This window comes from Aeromonas sp. JL9, assembly GCF_024436075.1.
GTDB classification, from domain to species: Bacteria; Pseudomonadota; Gammaproteobacteria; order Enterobacterales; family Aeromonadaceae; genus Aeromonas; species Aeromonas veronii.
Genome location: NZ_JANFNV010000003.1, coordinates 181,484 through 203,770 on the forward strand (window position 1 = coordinate 181,484; position 22,287 = coordinate 203,770).

At 55.2% G+C, this 22,287-nt stretch carries 16 protein-coding genes; 4 read left to right on the forward strand and 12 right to left on the reverse strand.

Going from position 1 to position 22,287, the window contains the following annotated elements; translation table 11 throughout:
* Positions 1-18: 18 nt before the first annotated feature.
* The 5 genes from NOM06_RS04375 to yejK form a co-directional block, all read right to left on the reverse strand.
* Entirely contained in the window at positions 19-1,155 is a 1,137-nt protein-coding gene (locus tag NOM06_RS04375; RefSeq protein WP_005333867.1) for an ABC transporter ATP-binding protein, read from the reverse strand.
* Positions 1,156-1,223: 68 nt separating this feature from the next.
* On the reverse strand, positions 1,224-2,114 hold the full coding sequence (gene malG / locus NOM06_RS04380; RefSeq protein WP_005333868.1) for a maltose ABC transporter permease MalG: 891 nt from the start codon (positions 2,112-2,114) through the stop codon (positions 1,224-1,226).
* Between the two features lie 12 nt (positions 2,115-2,126).
* A complete protein-coding gene (gene malF, locus NOM06_RS04385; RefSeq protein ID WP_005333870.1) occupies positions 2,127-3,779 on the reverse strand; it encodes a maltose ABC transporter permease MalF in 1,653 nt (550 codons plus the stop codon).
* A gap of 75 nt (positions 3,780-3,854) precedes the next feature.
* Positions 3,855-5,036 carry a maltose/maltodextrin ABC transporter substrate-binding protein MalE gene (malE, locus tag NOM06_RS04390; RefSeq protein WP_005333871.1) on the reverse strand — a complete coding sequence of 394 codons (1,182 nt, stop codon included), beginning with the start codon at positions 5,034-5,036 and terminating at the stop codon, positions 3,855-3,857.
* Positions 5,037-5,431: 395 nt separating this feature from the next.
* Entirely contained in the window at positions 5,432-6,481 is a 1,050-nt protein-coding gene (gene yejK / locus NOM06_RS04395) for a nucleoid-associated protein YejK (protein ID WP_255910019.1), read from the reverse strand.
* A 73-nt stretch (positions 6,482-6,554) separates the two neighbouring features.
* Here yejK and NOM06_RS04400 point away from each other — a divergent pair, with 73 nt between their 5' ends.
* The gene (locus tag NOM06_RS04400) at positions 6,555-6,782 is read left to right on the forward strand and encodes a YejL family protein (protein ID WP_005333874.1); all 228 of its coding nucleotides are present in this window, start codon (positions 6,555-6,557) and stop codon (positions 6,780-6,782) included.
* A gap of 47 nt (positions 6,783-6,829) precedes the next feature.
* Positions 6,830-8,680, forward strand: coding sequence for a DUF3413 domain-containing protein (locus tag NOM06_RS04405; protein WP_005352950.1), 1,851 nt, complete (start codon positions 6,830-6,832; stop codon positions 8,678-8,680).
* 85 nt (positions 8,681-8,765) lie between these two features.
* On the opposite strand, the gene NOM06_RS04410 is transcribed toward NOM06_RS04405, so the two are convergent.
* Positions 8,766-9,632 carry a MetQ/NlpA family ABC transporter substrate-binding protein gene (locus tag NOM06_RS04410; protein WP_255910020.1) on the reverse strand — a complete coding sequence of 289 codons (867 nt, stop codon included), beginning with the start codon at positions 9,630-9,632 and terminating at the stop codon, positions 8,766-8,768.
* A gap of 501 nt (positions 9,633-10,133) precedes the next feature.
* Between NOM06_RS04410 and NOM06_RS04415 the strand changes: the two genes are divergently transcribed.
* Complete coding sequence (locus NOM06_RS04415) at positions 10,134-12,008, forward strand: S8 family serine peptidase (protein WP_255910021.1); 1,875 nt, start codon at positions 10,134-10,136, stop codon at positions 12,006-12,008.
* Positions 12,009-12,026: 18 nt separating this feature from the next.
* Complete coding sequence (locus tag NOM06_RS04420; protein WP_255910022.1) at positions 12,027-12,485, forward strand: hypothetical protein; 459 nt, start codon at positions 12,027-12,029, stop codon at positions 12,483-12,485.
* Between the two features lie 195 nt (positions 12,486-12,680).
* Here the strand turns inward: NOM06_RS04420 and NOM06_RS04425 are convergent, their stop codons facing one another.
* The 6 genes from NOM06_RS04425 to NOM06_RS04450 all read right to left on the reverse strand — a co-directional run bounded on the left by NOM06_RS04425 (position 12,681) and on the right by NOM06_RS04450 (position 21,741).
* A complete protein-coding gene (locus tag NOM06_RS04425; protein ID WP_160881688.1) occupies positions 12,681-14,606 on the reverse strand; it encodes an EAL domain-containing protein in 1,926 nt (641 codons plus the stop codon).
* Positions 14,607-14,609: 3 nt separating this feature from the next.
* Entirely contained in the window at positions 14,610-15,362 is a 753-nt protein-coding gene (locus tag NOM06_RS04430) for a transglutaminase-like cysteine peptidase (RefSeq protein ID WP_223849329.1), read from the reverse strand.
* A gap of 138 nt (positions 15,363-15,500) precedes the next feature.
* Positions 15,501-16,826 (reverse strand): TolC family outer membrane protein, encoded by a 1,326-nt coding sequence (locus tag NOM06_RS04435; protein ID WP_005359768.1) that lies wholly within the window; start codon positions 16,824-16,826, stop codon positions 15,501-15,503.
* A 37-nt stretch (positions 16,827-16,863) separates the two neighbouring features.
* Positions 16,864-18,297: an HlyD family type I secretion periplasmic adaptor subunit gene (locus NOM06_RS04440; RefSeq protein WP_005350982.1), complete on the reverse strand. Its 1,434-nt coding sequence runs from the start codon at positions 18,295-18,297 to the stop codon at positions 16,864-16,866.
* A complete protein-coding gene (locus NOM06_RS04445; protein ID WP_005350980.1) occupies positions 18,290-20,434 on the reverse strand; it encodes a type I secretion system permease/ATPase in 2,145 nt (714 codons plus the stop codon). The genes NOM06_RS04440 and NOM06_RS04445 overlap by 8 nt, the downstream gene beginning before the upstream one ends.
* Before the next feature lie 377 nt (positions 20,435-20,811).
* Positions 20,812-21,741 (reverse strand): TIGR01212 family radical SAM protein, encoded by a 930-nt coding sequence (locus NOM06_RS04450; RefSeq protein WP_255910023.1) that lies wholly within the window; start codon positions 21,739-21,741, stop codon positions 20,812-20,814.
* Positions 21,742-22,287: the final 546 nt, after the last annotated feature.

Here is a 22,287-nt window from a genome sequence, read left to right on the forward strand (position 1 = left end):
AACCGGCACAACAAAAAATCAGGTACGGATATATTTGGCGGTACGGGGGAACGCCTGCTCCTTGGCATCGAACAGGTAGCAGGCTTCGGCCGGGATACCCACGCTGTAGGTCTGACCGGTCGCCACATCCACATCCGAGGTGGCCTTGACGGTAAAGTCGTGACCATCCACATCCATATAAACGAAGGACTCTGCACCCAGGTGCTCGGCCACCTGCACGATCCCGCTCACCTTGCTGTGCGCATGGGGGTGATCCAGCGGCATCAGGTGCTCGGGGCGAATGCCCAGCTCCACCTTGTCACCCACCGCGCCACTGCGGGCATCGACCCGGGCACGCACGGTATCGCCAGAGGTCAGCTTGACCAGGCACTCCTGCTCGCCAATCTCCAGCAACTCGCCCGCCAGGAAGTTCATCTTGGGAGATCCGATAAAGCCCGCCACGAACTTGTTGTCCGGGTTGTGGTAGAGATCCAGCGGTGAACCGAACTGCTCCAGGTTGGTAGCAGCCTCGGCCTTGAGCGGGCTCAGCACCACAATCTTGTCGGCCAGGGTCATCGCTTCCACCTGATCGTGGGTCACGTAGATGATGGTGGAGTTGAGCTCCTTGTGCAGCTTGGCGATCTCGATCCGCATCTTGACCCGCAGGGCGGCATCCAGGTTGGACAAGGGTTCGTCAAACAGGAACACCTGCGGCTGCTGCACGATGGAGCGACCGATGGCGACCCGCTGACGCTGACCACCGGAGAGCGCCTTGGGCTTTCTGTCCAGCAGCGGCTCAAGACCCAGGATCTCGGCGGCACGCATCACCCGCTTGTGGATGTTCTCCTTGTCCATTTTCTTGAGCTTCAGACCAAAGGCCATGTTCTCGTAGATGTTCATGTGCGGATAAAGGGCGTAGGACTGGAACACCATGCCGACGTTGCGCTCTACCGGCGGCACGTCGTTCATGTAGCGACCGCCGATGGTCAGCTCACCGCTGGTGATGTCTTCCAGACCCGCGATCATCCGCAGCAGGGTGGATTTACCGCAGCCGGACGGGCCGACGAAGACGATGAATTCGCCCTCCTTGATGGAGAGGTTGATGTTGCGCAGGGTGTCCTTGTGAACAGCCGGATCGTAATTTTTGCGAACGTTGTTGAGTACTACTTCAGCCATGACGAGCTCCGCTCTTGAATCTTTGCAAATCGTGATAGCGGGGGGAGTCAGCTCCCCCGGCCATAAACTTAACCTTTCACACCACCAGCAGTCAGACCGCCAACCAACCAGCGCTGTGCCAACAGGAAGACCACTGTGATGGGGAAACCGGAAAGCACTGCGGCCGCCGCGAAATCACCCCACAGATAGTTCTGCGGATAGAGGTACTGCTGGGCCCCGACCGCCAGGGTCAGATTGTTCACATCCTGCAGCAGGATGGAGGCCATGGGCACCTCGGTAATGGAACCGATAAAGGCCAGAATAAACACTACCGCCAGGATGGGCACCGACAGGGGCAACAGGATCAGACGGAATGCCTGCCACGGGGTCGCACCGTCGATGGCCGCCGCCTCCTCCAGGGAGGAGTCGATGGTCTCGAAGTAGCCCTTGATGGTCCAGACGTGGAGGGCAATCCCCCCCATGTACGCCAGGATCAGGCCACCGTGGGTGTTGAGACCCAGCCAGGGAATATAGTCACCAATCTTGTTAAAGAGCGCGTAGATGGCTACCAGCGCCAACACCGCCGGGAACATCTGGAAAATCAGCATGCCCTGCAGGATGGTGGACTTGCCACGAAAACGCAGGCGGGCAAAGGCGTAAGCACAGGTGGTGGAGAGCGTCACGATCATCAGGGCTGTGATGCCGGCGATCTTGATGGAGTTCCACAACCAGGTCAGCACCGGGAACGGCGGCGGCGTGATGCTGCCGTCGGCGTTGGTGATGGACATGCCCAGCGCCAGCTTCCAGTGATCCAGCGTCGGATTGGAGGGGATGATCTCCCCTACCGCGAAGTTACCGTTACGGAACGAGATGGCGATAACCATGATCAACGGGAAGATGATCAGCGCCAGGAAGCCCCACATGACCAGGTGGGTTGCCCACACCCGGTATTTGACTGATTTGGGTTGTACGATTGCCATGTTGAAGCCTCCTTACAGCTGCTTGTCGGCTTTGGACAATTTCAGGTTGAGCAGCGCCAGCGCACCTACGATGAGGAAGATAGCTGTGGCGATGGCACTGGCCAGACCGTAGTCCTGACCACCCGATCCCTGGAACGCAATCCGGTAGGTATAACTCACCAGCAAGTCGGTGGTACCGGCCGGGGTGCTGGCGCCGATGATGTCGGGCGCACCGTTGGTCAACAACTGGATAAGCACGAAGTTGTTAAAGTTGAAGGCGAACGAGGCAATCAACAGCGGTGTCAGCGGCTTCATCAGCAGCGGCACGGTGATCTTGAAGAAGTTCTGTACCGGGCCGGCACCGTCCATGGCGGACGCTTCATAGAGATCTTCCGGAATGGCTTTGAGCAGGCCCATGCAGAGGATCATCATGTAGGGGTAGCCGAGCCAGGTGTTGACAATCAGGATCATCACCTTGGCCAGGAAGGGGTTGGTATACCAGTCCGGCTTGATGCCAAACGCCGCTTCCAGGAACATGTTGATCTCACCGAAGTTCTGGTTGAACAACCCCTTGAACACCAGGATGGAGATAAACGCCGGAATCGCGTAGGGCAGGATCAGCATGACTCGATAGAAACCGCGCCCCTTGAGCTCTTCCCACTGCACCAGACAGGCCAGCACCATGCCGATAGCCAAGGTGAAAGCGACGGAGCAGGTTGAGAAGATCACGGTCCAGATGAAGATCTGCAGGAAGGGTGACTGGATGCCCGGATCGGTGACGATGCGCGCGAAGTTCTTCCAACCGACGCTCACCACAAAGCCCGGAGCAATACCCTTGCCGACAAACTGACCCTGTTCGTCGATGTACTGATAGAAGCCGGTCTCGCCATTGGGCAGCATCAGCTCGCCATTCTGGGTATCACGCAGCAGGTTGCTGTCTTTGATCACCACGCCGGACTTGAGCACGGCACCATCCATCAGACGGGTGTAGTGCTGCTTCTGGGCGGCAAACTTGCGCAGGCTGCTCAGGGTCAGGTGGGTACCGCCATCCGGCAGTACCAGATCAAGGTCACTCAGGTGAGTACGATGCTCAACAATGGCGCGGATCGGTGCGGCCTTGCTGGCCGCTTCGCCGGTGAAGGGCTGCAGCTCGACCACTTGCTGGGTGTTCTGCACACGGCCCTCGCGGGACGCCAGCTCACGGGCCTTGTTGGTCATCAGGGAAACAGGTTGGCTGATAAAGGATTGATCATCCTGTGTCAGCAGCAGCTGGAACTGGCCGTTGTCGCCACCCAGCAGGGTAAAATCGAATTCACCGCCCGCCACCTTGTAGGTTTTCTTCAGGTGGTAGTCCCGCGCCTGCTCCACGGAGAGCAAGTTGGACCCCGAATAGTTGGTGAAGGCAATGCCAATGGTGTAGGCAAGAGGGAAGATGATAAACACAACCATGCCCGCGACACCCGGAAAGATGTAGCGATGGGCATAGGTCTTCTTGTTCATGAAGACATACAGACCGACGGAAACCACCACCAGATCCAGCAGCGCGAATACCCACTCGCCACTGGCGTACATCATCACGGCTGCGTAGCCGTTGAGGATGGCAACCAGGGCCGCTATGGTCCACTTAAGCCAGGTGTGCTTATCCTTCGGACCGGCATAGGACTCAACAGAAGGTACTACTTCCATGCCAATTAACCTTTATAACGCCAAGAGAGATTTGAGAGAGTGGGAGGCCATGACGGCCTCCCGGGTAGTGCGTGCTTACTGAACGATACGCTTGGCAGCGGTATCCAGAGCTTCGTCAACACCCTGACGACCGGAGGTCACGTTCTTGAGGGCAGTTTCGAAGGAAGACCAGAAACGGCTCATCTCGGGAACGGATGGCATCGGCTCGCCAGCCTGGGCGTTCAGCATGGTGGCCTTGATGTGCGGATCGGATTCCAGGGTCTTCTGGAAGGATTTCAGCGCAACGGCACCCAGCGGCTTGTCGGCGTTAACCGGCGCCAGACCGGCATCGGTCAGCAGGTAGTTTTCCAGGAACTCGATAGCCAGATCCTTGTTCGGGCTGGCGGCGTTGATGGTGGCACCCAGTACGCCAACGAAGGCTTTGGCCGGCTTGCCGTTCAGGGTCGGCAGCGGCGCTACGCCGTACTTGATGCCGCTCTTGTCCAGGTTGCTCCAGGCCCAGGGACCGTTGATCATCATGGCCACTTCGCCCTTGTTGAACTTGGCGTCCATCACACCGTAGTCGATGCCTTTTTCCAGGTGACCGGACTTGATCATCTCGGAGATGTAGCCCACGCCCATCTTGGCACCTGCGTTGTTCACGCCGGTATCTTTGACGTCATAACCGGTAGCGGTTTTCTTGAAGGCGTAACCACCGTTGGCAGCCACCAGCGGATAGCTGAAGTACGGGGTGTCATAAGCCCACATGATGGCGCGCTTGCCGTTTTTCTTCAGAGTCTCGTCAATCTTGGCGATCTCTTCGAAGGTTTTCGGCGGCTCGGGCAGCAGGTCCTTGTTATAAATCAGGCTGACTGCTTCCATGGCAACCGGGTAGCCATAGGTTTTGCCATCAACAGTCATGGCATCCCATGCCAGCTGTTCAAATTTGCCTTTGGTGGCAGCGTTCGGCGTTACCGGAACCAGCAAACCGGCTTTGACCCACTCACCGTAACGGTCGTGAGCCCAGAAGAAGATGTCCGGGCCGTTGCCAGTGGCGGCGGCTTGCTGGAATTTCACTTCAACCTGATCCGGGTGAGCCACAGTAACCTTGATGCCGGTTTCTGCTTCAAACTTCTTACCCACTTCAGCCAGACCGTTGTATCCCTTGTCACCGTTGATCCAGATGGTCAGCTGGCCTTCATCGATGGCAGCAGTAGCAGAGCAAGCGACGCCAAGAGTGGCCAGACCGATCAGGGATGACAGCAATTTCTTTTTCATGAGCCTTTCCTTGTATTAGTTCCGCGCTGTAAGAGCATTGTGTGCGAGATGAATATTATCCCAAGCGGCAAACGGCTCACATGACGCAACTCGCATTTTTGAAATGCAATTACGTATTTCCTTCCAGAAAGTTTTGAAAACATTTTCTTATTTCAGGGGGTTAGCGCCATTTATTGGCATATTTCTCGCCAACACAAGAAATTAAATTACCAAATAGAAATAAAAAGACATGAATGAAAGGGTTTTCACCTCATTGAAAACCCTTTCACATGGATAATTCTGTTTAATTTGTTAACAAAGCACCGAGTTGCTTTCGCTACCCCCTGCCCCATTAAATAAAAAGACACCGCAGCGAACTGCGGTGTCTTTTTGCCAAAAATGAAGGCCGGATCACATTATGACTGGCGCAGCAGCTGATCCTTGAGATTGGGCGGCACCCCCTTGATGGTCAGGGTATCGGTCTGCGGGTCATAAAACACCCGGCTGTTCAACAGTTTCTGCTCAAAGCTCAGAGTCAGGCCGCCGCCGGAGCCGACAAACTTGGTCAAGCCGCGCAGGGTAGAGCGATCAGCCGGGAAACGCTCTTCCAGCTCATACTCCTGACCGATAAAGCTGTAAAAATCGAGATCGCCATCGCCGGGCAATTCCGCTGACAGCTCCTTGATTTCGATCTCTTCACCGGCGCTCGCCTGCTCGGTGCAATATTTGAAGACCTGCTTTTTATAGTCATTGCGCTCGGTCGGTTCGAGCTGGCGACTGTCGCAATAATCTTCTACCGCCTGCAGCAAGCCTTTATTTTGCACCTTGGCATCCATCCCCTCGCGGGCCCCCAGCAGATCCATAAAGAAGTCGCCCAGTTTGCGACCGATACGTCCCTTGCTGAAGGTGATATAGCGGCGCGAATCCGGTTGGGTTTTCCATTCGGTCAAATCGATGCGGGCCACCAGATTGAGTTTGCCGATATCCAGATACTGGATGTGGCGCAATTCCAGCGCTTCGCTGACGGTGACGCTCTCCTTGCCTTCCAGCAGAGCGATCATCAGGTAATCAACCCCCACATAGTTGTACTTGGCAAACAGCAGTACCCCCTGCTCGTCGAGGGCATGTTCCACCAGTTGCCTGACCAGCAGCCGGGTCATCTCCACCGAGAAGGGGACGAATTCGAGCTGCTCGTCGAGCAGTTGTTCGAGGGCGATACGAAACGCGGGTGAAGGCTGCTTGGGAGCATCGATGCCGTCGGCCAGCTCGGCGACGGCGGCCTCGGGGTCGGCAAAGAAGCCAAAGCCCTTGCCGCCCTTGCCGTTGTAGATCCGATGCAGTTCCGCCATCAGTCCCTGTACCGCCTCATCAGGGGGCAGGGTCTGGCTGCGGGTATCGGCGTGGGGTTGACCATCGCCGCCCTGGCGCAAGGAGTGAAGAATGATCTTGTCGATATCGAGACTCATGTCACAAAGCCATAGTGTTAGCCGAAAGGGTGAAGTATTATAAGGCGCTTTGAACCGAGATGAACTGAAGATTATGCCTATCGTATCAAAGTACAATAACGAGCAATTTGACGCCCTGATGAACGACCTGATCACCGCGCTGGAAAAGCATAAAGCGCCGGTAGATCTCAGCCTTATGGTGCTTGGCAATCTGACCACCAATATCATCAACGGTATGGCACCGGCCCAGCGCCAGGCCATCACTGAAAAGTTTGTCCAGGCTCTGACCGCATCGGTCGATAATCGCCACGACGCACACTGAGTCCCCGACTCTGTTGATTTGACGTTTCTCAACGCAGATGGATCACTATGGTCGAAACCGGTAACCCCTATCGTGATAATGTCTCTCGCCTGATCACCTGGGGGCATTGGTTCTCCTTCTTCAACATTATTCTGGCCATGCTCATCGCCACCCGTTATCTGGGTGCCATCAGCTGGCCATCGACCACGCTTGGCGTGATCTATCTCGTTGTAAGCTGGATTGGCCACTTCTCGTTTCTGAGTTTTGTCACCTACCTGTTGACGATCTTCCCGCTCAGCTTCGTGCTGCCCAAGGAGAAGTCGTTGCGGTTCATCTCCGCCATCATCGCCACCCTGGCGCTGGTGCTGCTGCTGATCGACACCCAGGTATTCCGGCTGTTCAAGTTCCACCTCAACAGTCAGGTATGGCAGTTGCTGCTGGATCAGGCGCAGACCGAAGAGGGCTCAATCTGGAGCATCATCTTCGTTGCCGTGCCCACCATCTTCCTGCTGCAACTGCTGCTGTCGGCCTATGTCTGGCGCAAGATCAACAAGCGCAAGCGCCGCCAGTACGGCAATCAGGTGGGGCTGGCCCTGCTGATCTGCTTTATTCTGACCCACGTGGTCAACAGCTGGGCCGATGCGACCCTCTATCAGCCCATCACCATGCAGAGAGCCAACTTCCCCCTCTCCTACCCCATGACGGCCCGCTCCTTCCTGGCCAAACATGGCTGGCTGGATCTGGATCAGTACGAAAAGCAGGCGGCCTCCCAGGGTGATAACAGCGACAGCCGGATGCATTACCCACTGCGCCCGCTCAACGTCAACGCCCCCCTGACTCACAACAATCTGCTGATTGTGGTGGTCGACTCATTGCGTTTTGACATGCTCAACAACATCAACATGCCCAATCTGCAACGCTATGCGGATCAGCATCTGACGTTCCGCAATCACCTGAGTGGCGGCAACGACGACCTGATGGGCATGTTCAGCCTCTTCTACGGGTTGCCCGGTCACTACTACAAGGACATCAGCAGCGACAAGCGTCCGCCGGTGCTGTTCGACGAGATGCTGCGCCAGGATTACCAGTTCGGGCTGTTCGGCGCGATGGAAGATGCCCAGAAGTATCGCAAGAGCATCCTCGCCGGTCTGCGCAAACAGGTGTTTGTCTCCGAGCAGAGTGACGATGGCAAGCTGCTGACCGACTGGCAACAGTGGCTGGAGAAGCGCTCTCCCGAGCGTCCTTGGTTCTCGCTGGTCTATCTCTCGAGCCCCGGCGACTACCAGTTGCCCGCCACCATGAAGGGGCCGTTCCAGCCGGAGCTTGCCAACTTCAATCCGGCGACCGCCTATCGGGCGGAGAACCTGCAAAAACTGGAGAACCGCTACAAGAACTCGGTCTTCTATACCGACCAGTTGCTTGAGCAGATGCTGACCAAATTGCAGTCGCAGGGGATGGACAGCAACACCATCGTCGTCATCACCTCCAACCATGGTCAGGAGTTCAACGACACCCGCAGCAACAGCTGGGGCGCAGGCAGCAACTACTCACCCTATCAGGTGCAGGTACCGCTGGTACTGGCCTGGCCGGGGCGCGGCAGTGACGTTCGGGAACAACCTAGCAGCCATTTCGATCTGGCACCGACCCTGATGCAGGGGATGCTGGGCGTGCGCAATCCGGCGCGCGATTACAGCGTTGGCCGCTCGCTGTTTGATACCAGCCCGCGCAACTGGCTGCTGGCCGGGGACCAGAATGACTTCGCCATCTATGAAGGGGACACCATCACCCACTTCAACAAGCAGGGTGACTTCGAACTGCTGGAGCGCAACAGCTATCGCCCTATCAAGCACGGCACCCCGGATATGGGCGCCATGATCCAGGTGATGAACGAGCTGAACCGCTTCTATCGCAACCAGTGAAACGCCCGTTGATGGCTTGATACCATAAAAAACGCCCCGAATTCGGGGCGTTTTTCGTTGTATAGCCGGGCCACGTTCACGACAGTTAGCCACCCCACCCTTGCGGGTACTTGTAGCCGACGAAACGCTTGGCTGCATAGGCTTTGAAAGCCGCCGAGTTGTAGGCCGCCGCCACATCTTTGGCAAACGGCAGATCCGCATCTGCGCTTTTCACCACCACCCAGTTGATGAAATCGTAGCTGCGCTCCAGAAACAGTCCTTCACTGAACGGGATTCCGCTGGAGGCGGCAAAATTACCGTTGATCACCGAGAAGTCCACATCCTCCCGCGAGCGGGGCAACTGCGCGGCTTCCAGCAGTACCAGCTTGAGATTGTGCGGATTGTTCACCACATCAAACTCGCTCGCTTTTAGCGGGTTTATCCCCTCCTTGAGAGTGAGCCAACCAAGATCCTGCAGCATCAACAGCGCCCGCGCCTGATTGGTGGGATCGTTGGGAATGGCCACCGTGCTTCCCTCTTTCACCTTGTCGAGTGCTGCCAGCTTGCCGGAATAGAGTCCCATCGGACCGGTTGGCACCTGGGTAATGGGCGCCAGCGACAAGCCGCGATCTTTGGCAAAACTCTCCAGATAAGGTTTGTGCTGGAAGCAGTTCACATCCAGTGATCCGTCAGCCAGAGCAATATTGGGGGTCACATAGTCGGTGAACTCCACCAGCTTGACCTTGTACCCCTTGGCCTCCAGCTGCGGCTTGATGGAGTCGGTCACCATGTCGGCAAAATCCCCCACCGTGGTACCAATCACGATCTCCTGTTTGGTCGGCAAGGACGCATCGGCGGCAACCGCGGAAAAAGAGAGGCTCCCGACCGCTATCGCGGCAATAAAGGTGCTGGCGCCAGCAGTGGCGCGCAAGGAAGCAGTAAAAAGAGAAGATAAGAAGGAACGAAACGGCATAGGGACTCCCTGTCAGGTACGCATCAAGCTATGGGACTGCGGCGGGGTGGCTCTCAGAGATTAAGCCCCTCAAACCGCAGCAATCTAGCCATCCAAAAGGCTATTTCAATTACCATAACAGAGCCATCCACCGCCGCCAAGCAATAAACTGCTGGTTCCACCTCATCACCCTTGCTGTCACCCCCGAATGCATAGCTGCACTCACGTTACGTTCAAGAGCGCACGAGCTCCCCTCGGGATTGCCCCGAATCGAGATGGCTGCGGCGAAGGAGAGTCGCGAGAGGAGTGAATTACAGATAAAAAGATCAGTAGCGAGCGGTGAGAACCATTCTCAATAGAACACATAACCAGTGTCTTTGGAATACGTACCACAAACTGAATCGGATTTCTTTGAACCTCATTGCGTTTTTTGAAAATGGCTCTTTTTGAACCCCTTTCACCCGTGTATAGATTTCCGTCGCACTCAGGATGAGTGCGATCCAAGATGGAGTTAAAAAAATAATGAAGCAAACATCGTTAGCACTGGCGATCACAGCACTGCTGTCGACCCTGCCCAGTGCGCTCGTTCAGGCAAATGAAGGTTGTGCGCCGCTCACCGGCAAGGAGAGCGGCATGGATATCGGACGCAGCAGCACCGAGCGCTGCCTGCCAGGTGCCAATCCCCTGCAAGATCAGCAGTGGTATCTGCTCAACAGCGGCCAGGATGGATTCAGCGCCCGTGGCGGCATAGCGGGCAATGATCTCAACCTTTGGTGGGCTCATCGCACCGGCGTGCTGGGCCAGGGAGTCAATGTGGCCGTGGTGGATGATGGTCTGGCCATCGCCCACCCGGATCTGGCGGAGAACGTGCGCCCGGGTTCGAAAAACGTGGTGACCGGCAGCGATGACCCGACACCGACCGATCCGGATACGGCCCACGGCACCTCGGTCTCCGGCATCATAGCGGCGGTAGACAACGCCATCGGTACCAAGGGGATAGCCCCACGAGCCCAGCTGCAGGGGTTCAACCTGCTGGATGACAACAGCCAGCAGTTGCAGAAGGATTGGCTCTACGCCCTTGGCGACAGCGATGCCAGCCGCGACAACCGGGTGTTCAACCAGAGCTACGGCATGAGTGTGGTGGATCCCCGCTCAGCCAACTCTCTGGATCAATCCCAACTTGATCGCCTGTTTGAACAGCAGACCCTCAAGGCGCAAGGCGCGGCCTATATCAAGGCCGCCGGCAACGGCTTCAACAAGATAGCGGCGGGCGGCTATGTGCTTAACCGCACCGGCAATGGTCCCAAATTGCCGTTTGAAAACAGCAACCTCGATCCCTCCAACAGCAACTTCTGGAACCTGGTGGTGAGCGCGCTCAACGCCGATGGCGTCAGATCCTCCTACTCCAGCGTCGGCAGCAACATCTTCCTGAGCGCGACCGGCGGCGAATACGGTACCGACTCTCCGGCGATGGTGACCACGGATCTGCCCGGCTGCGACATGGGTTACAACCGCACCGACGATCCCAGCACCAACCGGCTGCACGGCAACCCGCAACTGGATGCCAGCTGCGACTACAACGGCGTGATGAACGGCACCTCCTCCGCCACCCCCAGCACCTCCGGCGCCATGGCGCTGCTGATGTCCGCCTACCCGGATCTGTCGGTACGTGACCTGCGGGATCTGCTGGCGCGCAGCGCAACCCGGGTCGATGCCACACAGAAACCTGTGATGGTCAGCTACACCAGCAGCACCGGCAAGGTGCGTGATGTGAAAGGGCTGGAAGGGTGGGAGCGCAATGCCGCCGGCATGTGGTTCAACCCGTCTTACGGTTTTGGTCTGATCGACGTCAACAAGGCCCTTGAGCTGGCAGCCAATCACCAACCCCTCCCCCCGCTGGTGCAACTGCCGTGGCAGAAGATCAATGTCACCGGCAGTGCCGCCGCCATTGCGGATGTGGGCAACAGCCCGACCCGTTCCACCACCCGCATCGCGACACCATTGACGGTGGAAGCGGTTCAGGTGATGGTGAGTCTGGATCATCAGCGCCTGCCCGATCTGCTGATCGAACTGGTCTCCCCCGCCGGCACCCGCAGCATCCTGCTGAGCCCCTTCAACAGCCTGGTCGGCCAATCTCTCGACCAGCAGCAGCTGGGCTTTGTGCGAACCAAGGGATTGCGCGACATGCGGATGCTATCCAACAAGTTCTACGGCGAATCGGCGCAAGGCACATGGCGACTGGAAGTAACCGATGTTGCCAACGGTACCCGTCAGGTCTCTCTGCTCAATCGCGAGACCCGTGAGCGTACCACCCTGACCGAGCGCAACAATCGCCAACCGGGCAAGCTGATCTCATGGTCCCTGCGGGTCCTGGGTCACGATGCCAACCGCAGCTAACACGCTAGGAGTATTACCATGAACAAACCTGTTACCTTGCTTCTGGCAACCCTGCTGGCCCCCCTCTCGGGACAGCTCTGCGCCCAGGAGTCCGTCACCATGGATGGCAAGCAGTACAGCATCATAGAGGTGAACGGCCAGACCTACCTCATTCCTGACAACGGCAGCAAGAAGCGGGTCGCCCGCAGCCTTGACAGCAAGGTCCCGCAACAGACCCTGCGCCGCGGTGACGTGTTGATGCAAGGGGCCGCTAGCCCGGAGCTGACTGTAAGCGGCACCCTGCTGGTGGAAGCTGACGATGCCAGCGCCAAGGCGCTGGCGACTCGCCACAGCCTGAACTTCAAACAGAGCAGTGGTGGTATCGCCCTGCTGGAGGCCAAACCGGGCACCGATCTCAACGCCATCGCCACCAAGCTCAAGAGCGAAGGGGTGAATGTGCAGATCGAGCTGTCAGGGGCCGAACAGCAGCCAAAATAGGCAAATGATGGAAAATACGAAACCACTTTGATGTCTGCATCTATATCTAAAATATCGAGGGGGCTTGAAAGCCCCCTTGTCATTACTGATATCACTCTGGTCCCTAAAAGCGCCAACTTAATACATCCGTGAAGACTGTCGATCTCGCCTGAATGGATAAAAAGGCCCCTATCGGGGCCATTTTCAGCATTTAGTTCAAGATAATGGGAAGGCAGGATGAACAAATCCCTGGTAACCATCGATATGCAACTTGGAAAGCAGTTCCACTTGATGTTGATCTTCGACGCGGGTTGCAATGGTGGTCACACCGGCATTATGTGCGGCGCGACACACTGCAGCCAGGAATGAGGTGTCAGCCCCCGGCTCCATGACCTGACTGGTATAACCGTGATCAACCTTGACATAAGCCGGCGACAACTCCTCCAGATAGCCCAGAGACTGGAAGTGACGACCATAGTGGTCAACCCCCCACTGGAAGCCATGAGCTTGCAAGGTGCCCACCAACGCAGCCACGTTGTCTTTATGTTTCATGATGGCAGCTTCAGGTATTTCAAATAACAACCGCTCTTTCAGCTCAACATGCTCGGTCAGGTAACGCGTCAGCCAGGTTAAAAATTCATCCGAGCAGAGCGAGCCAGCAGTGATGTTGATCGCCAGTACCAGATCAGACTGTTTTTGCAGTAATGGAACGCAAGCATCAAGCACCGCCTGGTCAAACTCGCCACCCAATTTGAACTGTTCAATCGCGGGCAAGAACTGACCTGCAAAATAATCTGTGCCATCCCGAGAGATAGAAGCAAACAGCTCGGCATGCAACCTTGCTCCATTATCAAACCGGCAAGCTGGTTGTGCTTTGAAGCGCCAAAGTTGTCGTGAAATTGCATCTTGTACCAGATCTCGCCAGGCCAAACGCCCCATCAAACCTTGCTCGGTCCCCCCTTCCATCACCACAGCACCACGGCGTTCATTGCGCGCCTTGCCAAGCGCATTATCGGCTTTGGTCAACAAGGCAGAGAGATCATCATTGCCATCACGACCGGCAATACCGATGACGGAGAGCGCATCCCCTTCGCCCATTGGATTCACCACCAGATCGGCAATGCGGCTATTAATCACTTCAGCCAGCTCTTTTAGCTGAGTCAGATCGTCAGTTGGACAGAGCAGCGCATATTCCGTCGCGGAGATCCGTGCCAAGGCTGCGCCATCCCACCCTTTTAATTGCTCTTTCAAAGCCTGAGCTATCGATTTGACCATATTGTCACGGGCAGCAAAGCCTTCATCCCGATAGATATCATCCAGCATGTCGACCGCAACCAGCATGACGCCACCTTGGCCAGCCTCCGCTATCCATGCGTTTACCTGACCCACAAAATAGGCTCGGTTGCCAAGCCCCGACACGGCATCGACATAAACCCGCTCACGCAATTTCTCGGCCTCATCGGCTTGCTCTTTGAACTGCAACGCCAACTTGCTTGAGAGGGTGTTGATCGCCTGAACGACCTGCTTCAATTCATGGGTTTTAGGCTCCGGGATCGTATGACCGAAATGGTGCAGCTCGATCTCGACGGCTTGATCACAGATCTGTTTGAGTGGCTTGAGCAAGTAGTTTAGTGCTCTCATCAACAAAATTGTGGTGATCAAAAAGCCGACCAGAAACCAGCTCGCCAGCTCGCTCATCCCCCGCCACAACTCGTAATAAGCCTGGCCGGGGTGACCCACTACTTTTAATTTTCCAAGCTGCAACCAGCCAGATGTCAGAATTGATTCGTTGGATACCTCAGGAAAAAGTCCCAAATTTACAAACCACCGCGGTACCCCCTGAATATTGTTGGTATTTTCCTGCTCGATGACATCCTTTGATGCCAGCAGATCAAGGCGAACCAATCGATAATAGCCGCCATCAAAAATGGCCTGGATCACCGACTCGGCACCGACCTTGTCACCATTTTCCAGATAGGGGGTGAGCGCAAGCCCCAGCGAGGTTGCCGTATTGATGACCGTTGTTTCCTGTTGCTGCGCCAGATAAGTGCGGGTTGAATTGAATTGCACCCAGTATGTGGCCGCAAATAACAATCCAAACAGCAGCAGCATGGTGGCTAATAACTGTCGATAGAGCGTCATAGGTTAATCATCCAAATTCACCACTGGCCGAGCCAATCGCCCCGAGGTCATGCGATTGCGTAAATCATTCCATAATCCCAAGCGGGATGATTGACCAGCCAGTTCCCCTTGGCCTCGTGCCTTCATCAACCACAAGTGACTACCGTTAAAACTGTAAATAGGCACCAGATCACGCCGCTGTGTGGCTGGGCGAATCGAGCCTATCAAATTATCCAAAATAACCGGAACGGAAGAGGGTGTCTCATAATATGCCACCACCATGTGAAACTGGTTGTAATCAAGAGCCTTAACGTACACCATCCGCATTTTATCATCCGGGATCCCAAGCTCGAGCAGCGTAGAGTATTTGGCGATACTGAAATCTTCACAGTCTCCCCCAGCGGCTCCCAAAAATTCTAGCGGGGTTGCCCAATAATCCTTTTTGCGCCACAACTTGATATCGTCAATAAAACGCATCCGATTGAAAAAATTATTTACCCGCTCAAGCTTTTTTTCTTCGCTCAGGGCCCTGCCCTTCGTCTCCATGACCAGCATACGCCAACTAGTTACACGCTTGCCGGCTCTGGCGCCATAGGTCTGCTCCGCCCGTTTGATCAAGTTGAGATCTTCCTGTGGCAGAGGCTGACTGGCACAGAGCAGAAGTGAGAAGGGTAACAGCAGGATCCATAAGGAGTGGCGCAGAGCGCGTAAGGATCGGTATCTCCATTCATTAAGAAGATAACACCATCTGCCGCCGGTTCCGCGCTGGAGTGTCACGTCATATTCCTGCTGCATTATTGCTGCTGCACTCCTCAAAGCCCGTGCAACCATCTGCTTTAGCCAAACATGGTGACTGCCAGCAGCAGTCACCATCATATTGGCGTTCATGATCCCAGCGGGATCATGGGCAAACGGTTATTGCCTGGCCTGCCATTCAGCGGGTTGTTTGACGCTAAATGCATTGAGCAGGCTACCTGTCGCGTTGAGAATGCGATAGTCCGCCAGCAGTGCATCATACTCGGCAGTAATGTAGCTGCGACGCGCCTCGAACAGTTCGTTCTCGGTGTTCAATACGTCCAGCAATGTCCGTTGACCCAACCCAAACTGCTTCTTGTACGCCTGTACGGTGTCATAGCTGGCGTCAACATGCTCTTTCAGGAAGGTCTTTTGCTTGGCCAGCGACTCTTTCGCGTTCCAGGCCAGACGAGTGCCTTCCTCTACTTGGCGGAACGCATTCAAATGAATGTCTTTCGCCTGAGAGTAGAGCGCCGATGTTGCATTGCTCTCTGCCACATCAGAACCACCACGGAACAGGTTGTAACGCATCCGCACCATGGCTGTCAGATCATCGTTGCGCCCTTTGACCGCATCGATATCCTCATTCCAGTTCTGATCGACCTCGAATGTTACATTGGGGTAGAAACCGGATTTGGCACCTTCATGCTGATACTTGGCCGCTTCGATATCCTGCAGGGAAGAGAGCAGGGTCGGGTGGACTTCGGTCGCTGTTTTCAGCGCACTATCGAGGCTGGTCGGGATAAGCTCGGTATTGGGAACCGGCTGTACCAGATCTTTGGGAACCTCGTTCACGACACGAATAAATTCACTCTCTGCGTCGCGATAGTTGTTCTCGGCAGCGGCCTGATTTGAATAGGCCCGGGCAACACGACCTTCAATCTGGGTCTGATCCGCAGTAGAGCCAAGCCCTGAATCAGTCCGCTTGCTGATGTCGCTGCGGATCTGTTCGTGGGTTTCTAGGTTCTGTTTGGAGAGTTCCAAAATCTCCTGCTGACGCAGCATATTGAGGTAGACCTCAGCTACTCGCAGCGCGGTATTTTCAGCTTCGGAGATCATCGCCAGACGCTGGGCATTGGCTTCAGCTTCGGTTCTGGAGACGTTGTTGCTGACATCAAAGCCATCAAACAACATTTGCCGCAGACTGAGTCCAGCCTCTTTGCGAGTCATGGAATCATCAATATTGCTGTTGGCACTGGCAGCACGGGTAGAAGGGCTGTCAGTTTTTTCATAGCCTACGCCACCACGCAGATCGATCGTAGGATAATAGCCACCCTTGGCTCCATCATGCTGATAGAGTCGTGCCTGATACAGATCAAACGCTTCCTTGATCTTGGGATGCGTAGCAAGTGTCTGTGCCACCGACTCTTCCAGAGTCTGGGCCTGACCCAAACTCGGGATCAGGATGCAGCCACTGACCAGCATGGCAACAATCGTTTTTTTCATGTTATCTCCAGTCATGTTTTGTTTTTAGATTGTTGGCTTATCGTTCTCTCAGTGCCGACTGCTTTGCCCGTAAAATCGGCTTAAGCAAATAGTCTAGGACACTTTTTTTACCAGTAATGATATCAGCACTGGCTAACATACCGGGGATGATGGGAAGTGCGTTAAGCTCATCGCCCAAGTAACTCTTCTCTGTTCGAACACGAACCAGATAAAAGGAGTTCCCCTCCTCATCCTGGATCGAATCCGCACTTATCTGTTCAACCTTGCCATGCAATCCTCCATAGATTGTAAAGTCGTAGGCAGTAATTTTGACGATGGCATCCAGCCCCGGTCGCAGGAAGGCGATATCTTTCGGTGACACCTTGGCTTCAACCAGCAAGGTATCCTCCAACGGCACAATCTCCATCAAATCCATGCCGGGCTGAACCACACCGCCCAGGGTGTTGATCTTGAGTTTCTTGATGGTGCCCTTGAGCGGAGCAATCACGCTGGTCCGGTCGACCCTGTCTCGCAAGCCAACCTGCCCTTCTGATAACTGGCCAAGCCGCCCCTGTTTCTCATTCAGTTCAGTCTGGGAGTCTGCTCTGAACTTCAGCGCAATATCATTACGCTTGGAGATGGTCTCACGCAGTACCGAATTGAGTTTTGGGATCAGCAGACGGTTGCTCTCCAGCTCCCCCTGCATCTCGTTGACCTGCCGCTCCAGCTTAATTAGCTCCACTTGAGGCACTATACCCTCTTTCGCCAGCGGACGGCTAATATTCAGTTCCTGTCTGGCCAGATCCACACTGCGATTCACGGTGCGAATTTTGGCATTAAGTTCAATCAGCTCCTGCTCTTTCTGTTCGATTTGCTGACCAAGAATATAAAGCTGGTTCTTCAGGTTATTGAGGCGATCCCGCTGTACAGAGCGCTCACGGTGTGCGTATTCGGCAAAGACAGTTTCATAACCATCGGGAAACTGGATTGGCGCTTCACCTACCACGACCTGTTCACGCCACCCCAGTGCCGGGTCGTTTTTCACCTCGACGCTGGCCATCTCGGCGCGCAGACGGGCCACATCCCCCTTGAGGGTGACGACCTCTTGCTCCCGTTCTCTAAAGTCGGAGCGGAAACGGGTGTCATCAATACGCAGCAGCGGCTGCCCCTTTTCGACGATGTCCCCCTCTTTGACGAAGATCTCTTTGACGATCCCCCCTTCCAGGTTCTGGATCACCTGCAGCTGACGGGACGGAATAACTTTGCCCTGACCCACGGTGACTTCATCCAGTTCGGCCCAGGCCGCCCAGACGATGGCACTCATGAAAAAGAGGAAACAGCACCACAACAGGATGCGAGCTCCGGTCGGCGTGGTCAGCAGTACAGCTGCCGCGCCGTCATCGACAAACTCCAGATGCTCGGGTGCTGGCAATACCTCGCCGGAAGGCGTCTTTTTGCTGCGTTTGAACCAGTCCATGAGCCCCTTAACCATGGGACACCTCCTGCACGCGCACCTTGCCTTCCTTCAACTGCTGTAACACCACCTCTTTGGGACCATCAGCAACGATCTGCCCCTGCTCGATGACGATAACTCGCGATGCCACATCCAGCATCGAGGTTTTGTGAGTGATGAGGATCAATGTGGTTTCCGGGCCCAGTCTGGCGAGCTCCTGTTTGACCTGCATCTCGGACTGATTGTCCATGTTGGAGGTCGGCTCATCCATCACCAGAATGGGGGGATCATTGAGCAGGGCGCGTGCCAGCAGGATCGACTGACGCTGGCCACCGGATAGCTGACGGCCCCCCTCGCCTATCTGCCGATCTAACCCATTAGGATCCCGGTTGGTGAAGTTGGTGACACCCGCCCGCTTGGCTGCGCGCAAGACTCTCACATCATCCACCAGCGGATTACCCAGCATGATGTTGTCCCGCACCGAGCCAAAGAAAAGAATGACATCTTGCGGGACACAACCGATATTGCGACGGATCACCGCAGGTGGCAGTTGATCGAGTTCAAAGCCGTCGATACGTACCGAGCCATCGGTCGGTCGATACAACCCCATCAACAGCTTTTCGAGGGTCGTTTTACCCGCCCCAATCCTGCCGATAATCGCCACCTTTTCGCCCGGCTGAATGCGCAAATTGATATTGTGCAGGGTGCTGGTTTCCATTCCCGGATATTTGAAGGAGACATTTTCGAATTCAATTCGACCGGCAATCACCGGATGATGAATATATTGCTTGCCTTCCTCCTGCTCTCCCGGGGTTTGCATGATTTTTTCCAGAATATCCAGTGCAGATTTGGCCTGGTTATAACGGGTCGACAACACGGAGAGTTGCACCATGGGCGCAATGGCGCGGCTGGAGAGCATCACGGCGGCAATCATGCCCCCCATGGTGACCAAACCTTCGGAGATCTGGTAAACACCGACGATCACCAGACCGACCGTCACCACCTGCTGGATATAGCTGGCCAGCGAGGACATGGAGTTGGTAATGCGGCGGGTCTGTACGCCCCAGGTGGAAATATGGGAGACGGCCTGCTCCCAGCGATGCTGGAACATGCTCTCGGCGCCGAAAATCTTGACGGTTTCCAGCCCGGAAATACTTTCAATCAAGTTGGCGTTCTTCTGGGACGCAAGGCGTGAACCCTCTTCGATGGACTGCTTGAGGGGCTCCTGAATATAGAAGCTGTAGGCGATGAGGATCAGCATGGCGACGATGGGAACCACCACCATTACGCCTGCAAACATCCAGATAATAAAAAGGAAGAAGACGGCAAAAGGGAGATCGATAAGAGTAGAAACCGTTGCGGAGGTGAAAAACTCCCGCACCGATTCAAATTCCTGCAGATGTTTGGCGAACGCGCCAGTGGAAGCGGGACGAGACTCCATCCTCATGCCCATCACCTTGGCGAAAATCTTGGCGGACAGTAGCACATCAGACTTTTTGCCAGCGATATCAATAAAGTAACTGCGCAACTGCCGCATCACAAAATCGAAGGTAAAGACCACCATAGCCCCGACCGCCAGCACCCAGAGCGAATCAAACGCCAGATTGGGCACAATCTTGTCATAGACGTTCATGGTGAAAAGAGGGCTGGCGATGGCAAACAGGTTGATCAGAATGGAGGCGATCAGCACATCGCGATAGATGCCGCGGGATTCGAACAAGGTGCTCCAGAACCAGTGGCCATCACGGGTTTCCAGCACCTTGGGCGAGCGCTCATCAAACTTGAACTGCTTCTTCACGTAGAAGAGGCGCCCCAGATACTCATCACCCAACTGGGCTGCGGTCAGCCATTGCGCGGCATCACCGGCCTGCGGGAAAATCACTTTCCCCTGGCTGCGATCTTCGTTCCACTCCAGCAAAATGCAGGCGCCACCACTGCGCATCTGCAATACGCAAGGCAGCAGCAAGGGAGAAATATCGGCCAGTGGCTGTATCACTTCACGGGCGGATAACCCGCCACGCTCGGCAGCACGGCAAAAGAGTGCGGTAGTCAGGCGTCCAGAGACCAGTGGCAACCCGGTCGTCAGGGCATCCTGACTGTTGGGCACACCATAAAAACGGGTCAAGAAGACCAGACACTCCAATAACTCATCAATACGACTTGTTTCTGCTTGCATAGCATCCTGTCACTGCATAAATGAGGTAGATAAGAGCGTTCATCGCTCATATTTCCCTGCTATAGCCACGCTAAAACCGAGTGGCCTTCCCGCTGATGAGACTGATCAGGGGATAAACCTGTCCAGATAGATCGCGACACTCATCCCCAATTTCCCGGCACAGCAGCAATGGCGGCATGAATCGTTATTGGTAAAAATAATCGGCTCATCAACACCATGCTAACACTGCAATCAGGGTGAATGTCGGAGTTAATTGATAATGACATTTATTATGGCGCACCACTATATCAACCGGCACGTACCAAAACTATAGTTTAGGGTATGAAGTTTTTTATATAACCCTATGTTTTACGTGAAAATAATAATCTGGCGCTCAATTATAGGTCAGGAAGTATGAAGGGTCTGCCCAACGCGTGACCTTGCGGGCCGTTCAATGAGAGTGCTTTGGCAATGTCCGCCATGGCCGTCCAGCGATTTTCACACCAGGCTGGCGCCAACAGAGTAGGACGGCGCGCGGAGGCCGAAATCCGGTGATACACCACCTCGGGCGGCGTGTGCTGGATCATGGCAACGGCCGCTTCCACATACTGCTCCAGCGTCAATACCTCAAGCCGACCCGCCTGCCACGCTTTGCCAAGAGTACTACCCTCAACAACATGAAGCGGATGCAACTTGATCCCCTCCACGCCGGTCGCAACGATGCGATGCAGGGTATCGAGGCTGTCCATCGGCACTTCGCCCGGCAGGCCGACGATCAGATGAGCACATACCTTGATGCCGCGCTGATGGGCACGTCTTACCGCATCCTCATAGGCGGCATAACCATGGCCGCGGTTGATCCGTTGCAGGGTCTTGTCATTGGCACTTTGCAGCCCGAGCTCCAGCCACACCTCGTAACCCCGGGCCTGATAGCCCGCCAACAGATCCAGCACCGCATCCGGCACGCAATCGGGGCGAGTGCCCACGCAGAGCCCCACCATATCGCTCACCGACAGCGCCTCTTCATACATCCGCTGCAGATATTCGACCCCGGCATAGGTACTGGTATAGGCCTGAAAGTAGGCAAGATAACGCTTGGCACGGGTGACTTCGTCCCGGCGAGCCAGCAGTTGTTGCACCACAGAGAGTTGCTGAGCCGACTCGTCGGCAAAAGAGGATACGTTGCAGAAGGTGCAGCCACCACGGCCCAGGGTGCCGTCACGGTTCGGGCAGGTGAAGGCCCCGTGGATAGAGAGTTTGTGGATCTTCTGACCATGACGCTGCTTGAGATCCTGACCGAATGTATTGACGAGTTCGTGTAACTGCATGACACCTCCACTAAAGGAGCGCCATTGTACGAGCTTGCGCAAAACAGGGGCTGAGCTGGATCAAGCTAGCGGAGAGGGTAAAACATATAAATACCCGACCAATTTTGAATAAATATAGAGAAAAAACGCAAAAAAAGGATTTTTACAGTTCTTTGACGATTCAAACAGTAAACATCCATATGAAAATGAGACCTGATAACCCACTGTTGAACAATGAAAAATTCAAAGAGACCCGACAGCACACAATTGCAAGCATGGGATATTGAAAATGTGATCCCTTCCGCTGTCGGCCACATCGGGTTGGTAAAATTACTACATTCGCCCATCGTCGCCGAGCACACCATTGAGCCTGTCAATGGCGATATATTTAACCAACAAAATCAAACAACACAGAATAAATACTTCATAACTGCGAGCGAATCCCCCTAACCCGACATTTTGTTATGCGAATGTAACCATGAAGACAAACCTGACCTGCGATTGACCTCGCCAGAAAATCCCATTAGTTTGGAGATTCGCCACGTCAGGCAGACGGAACCACAAGAG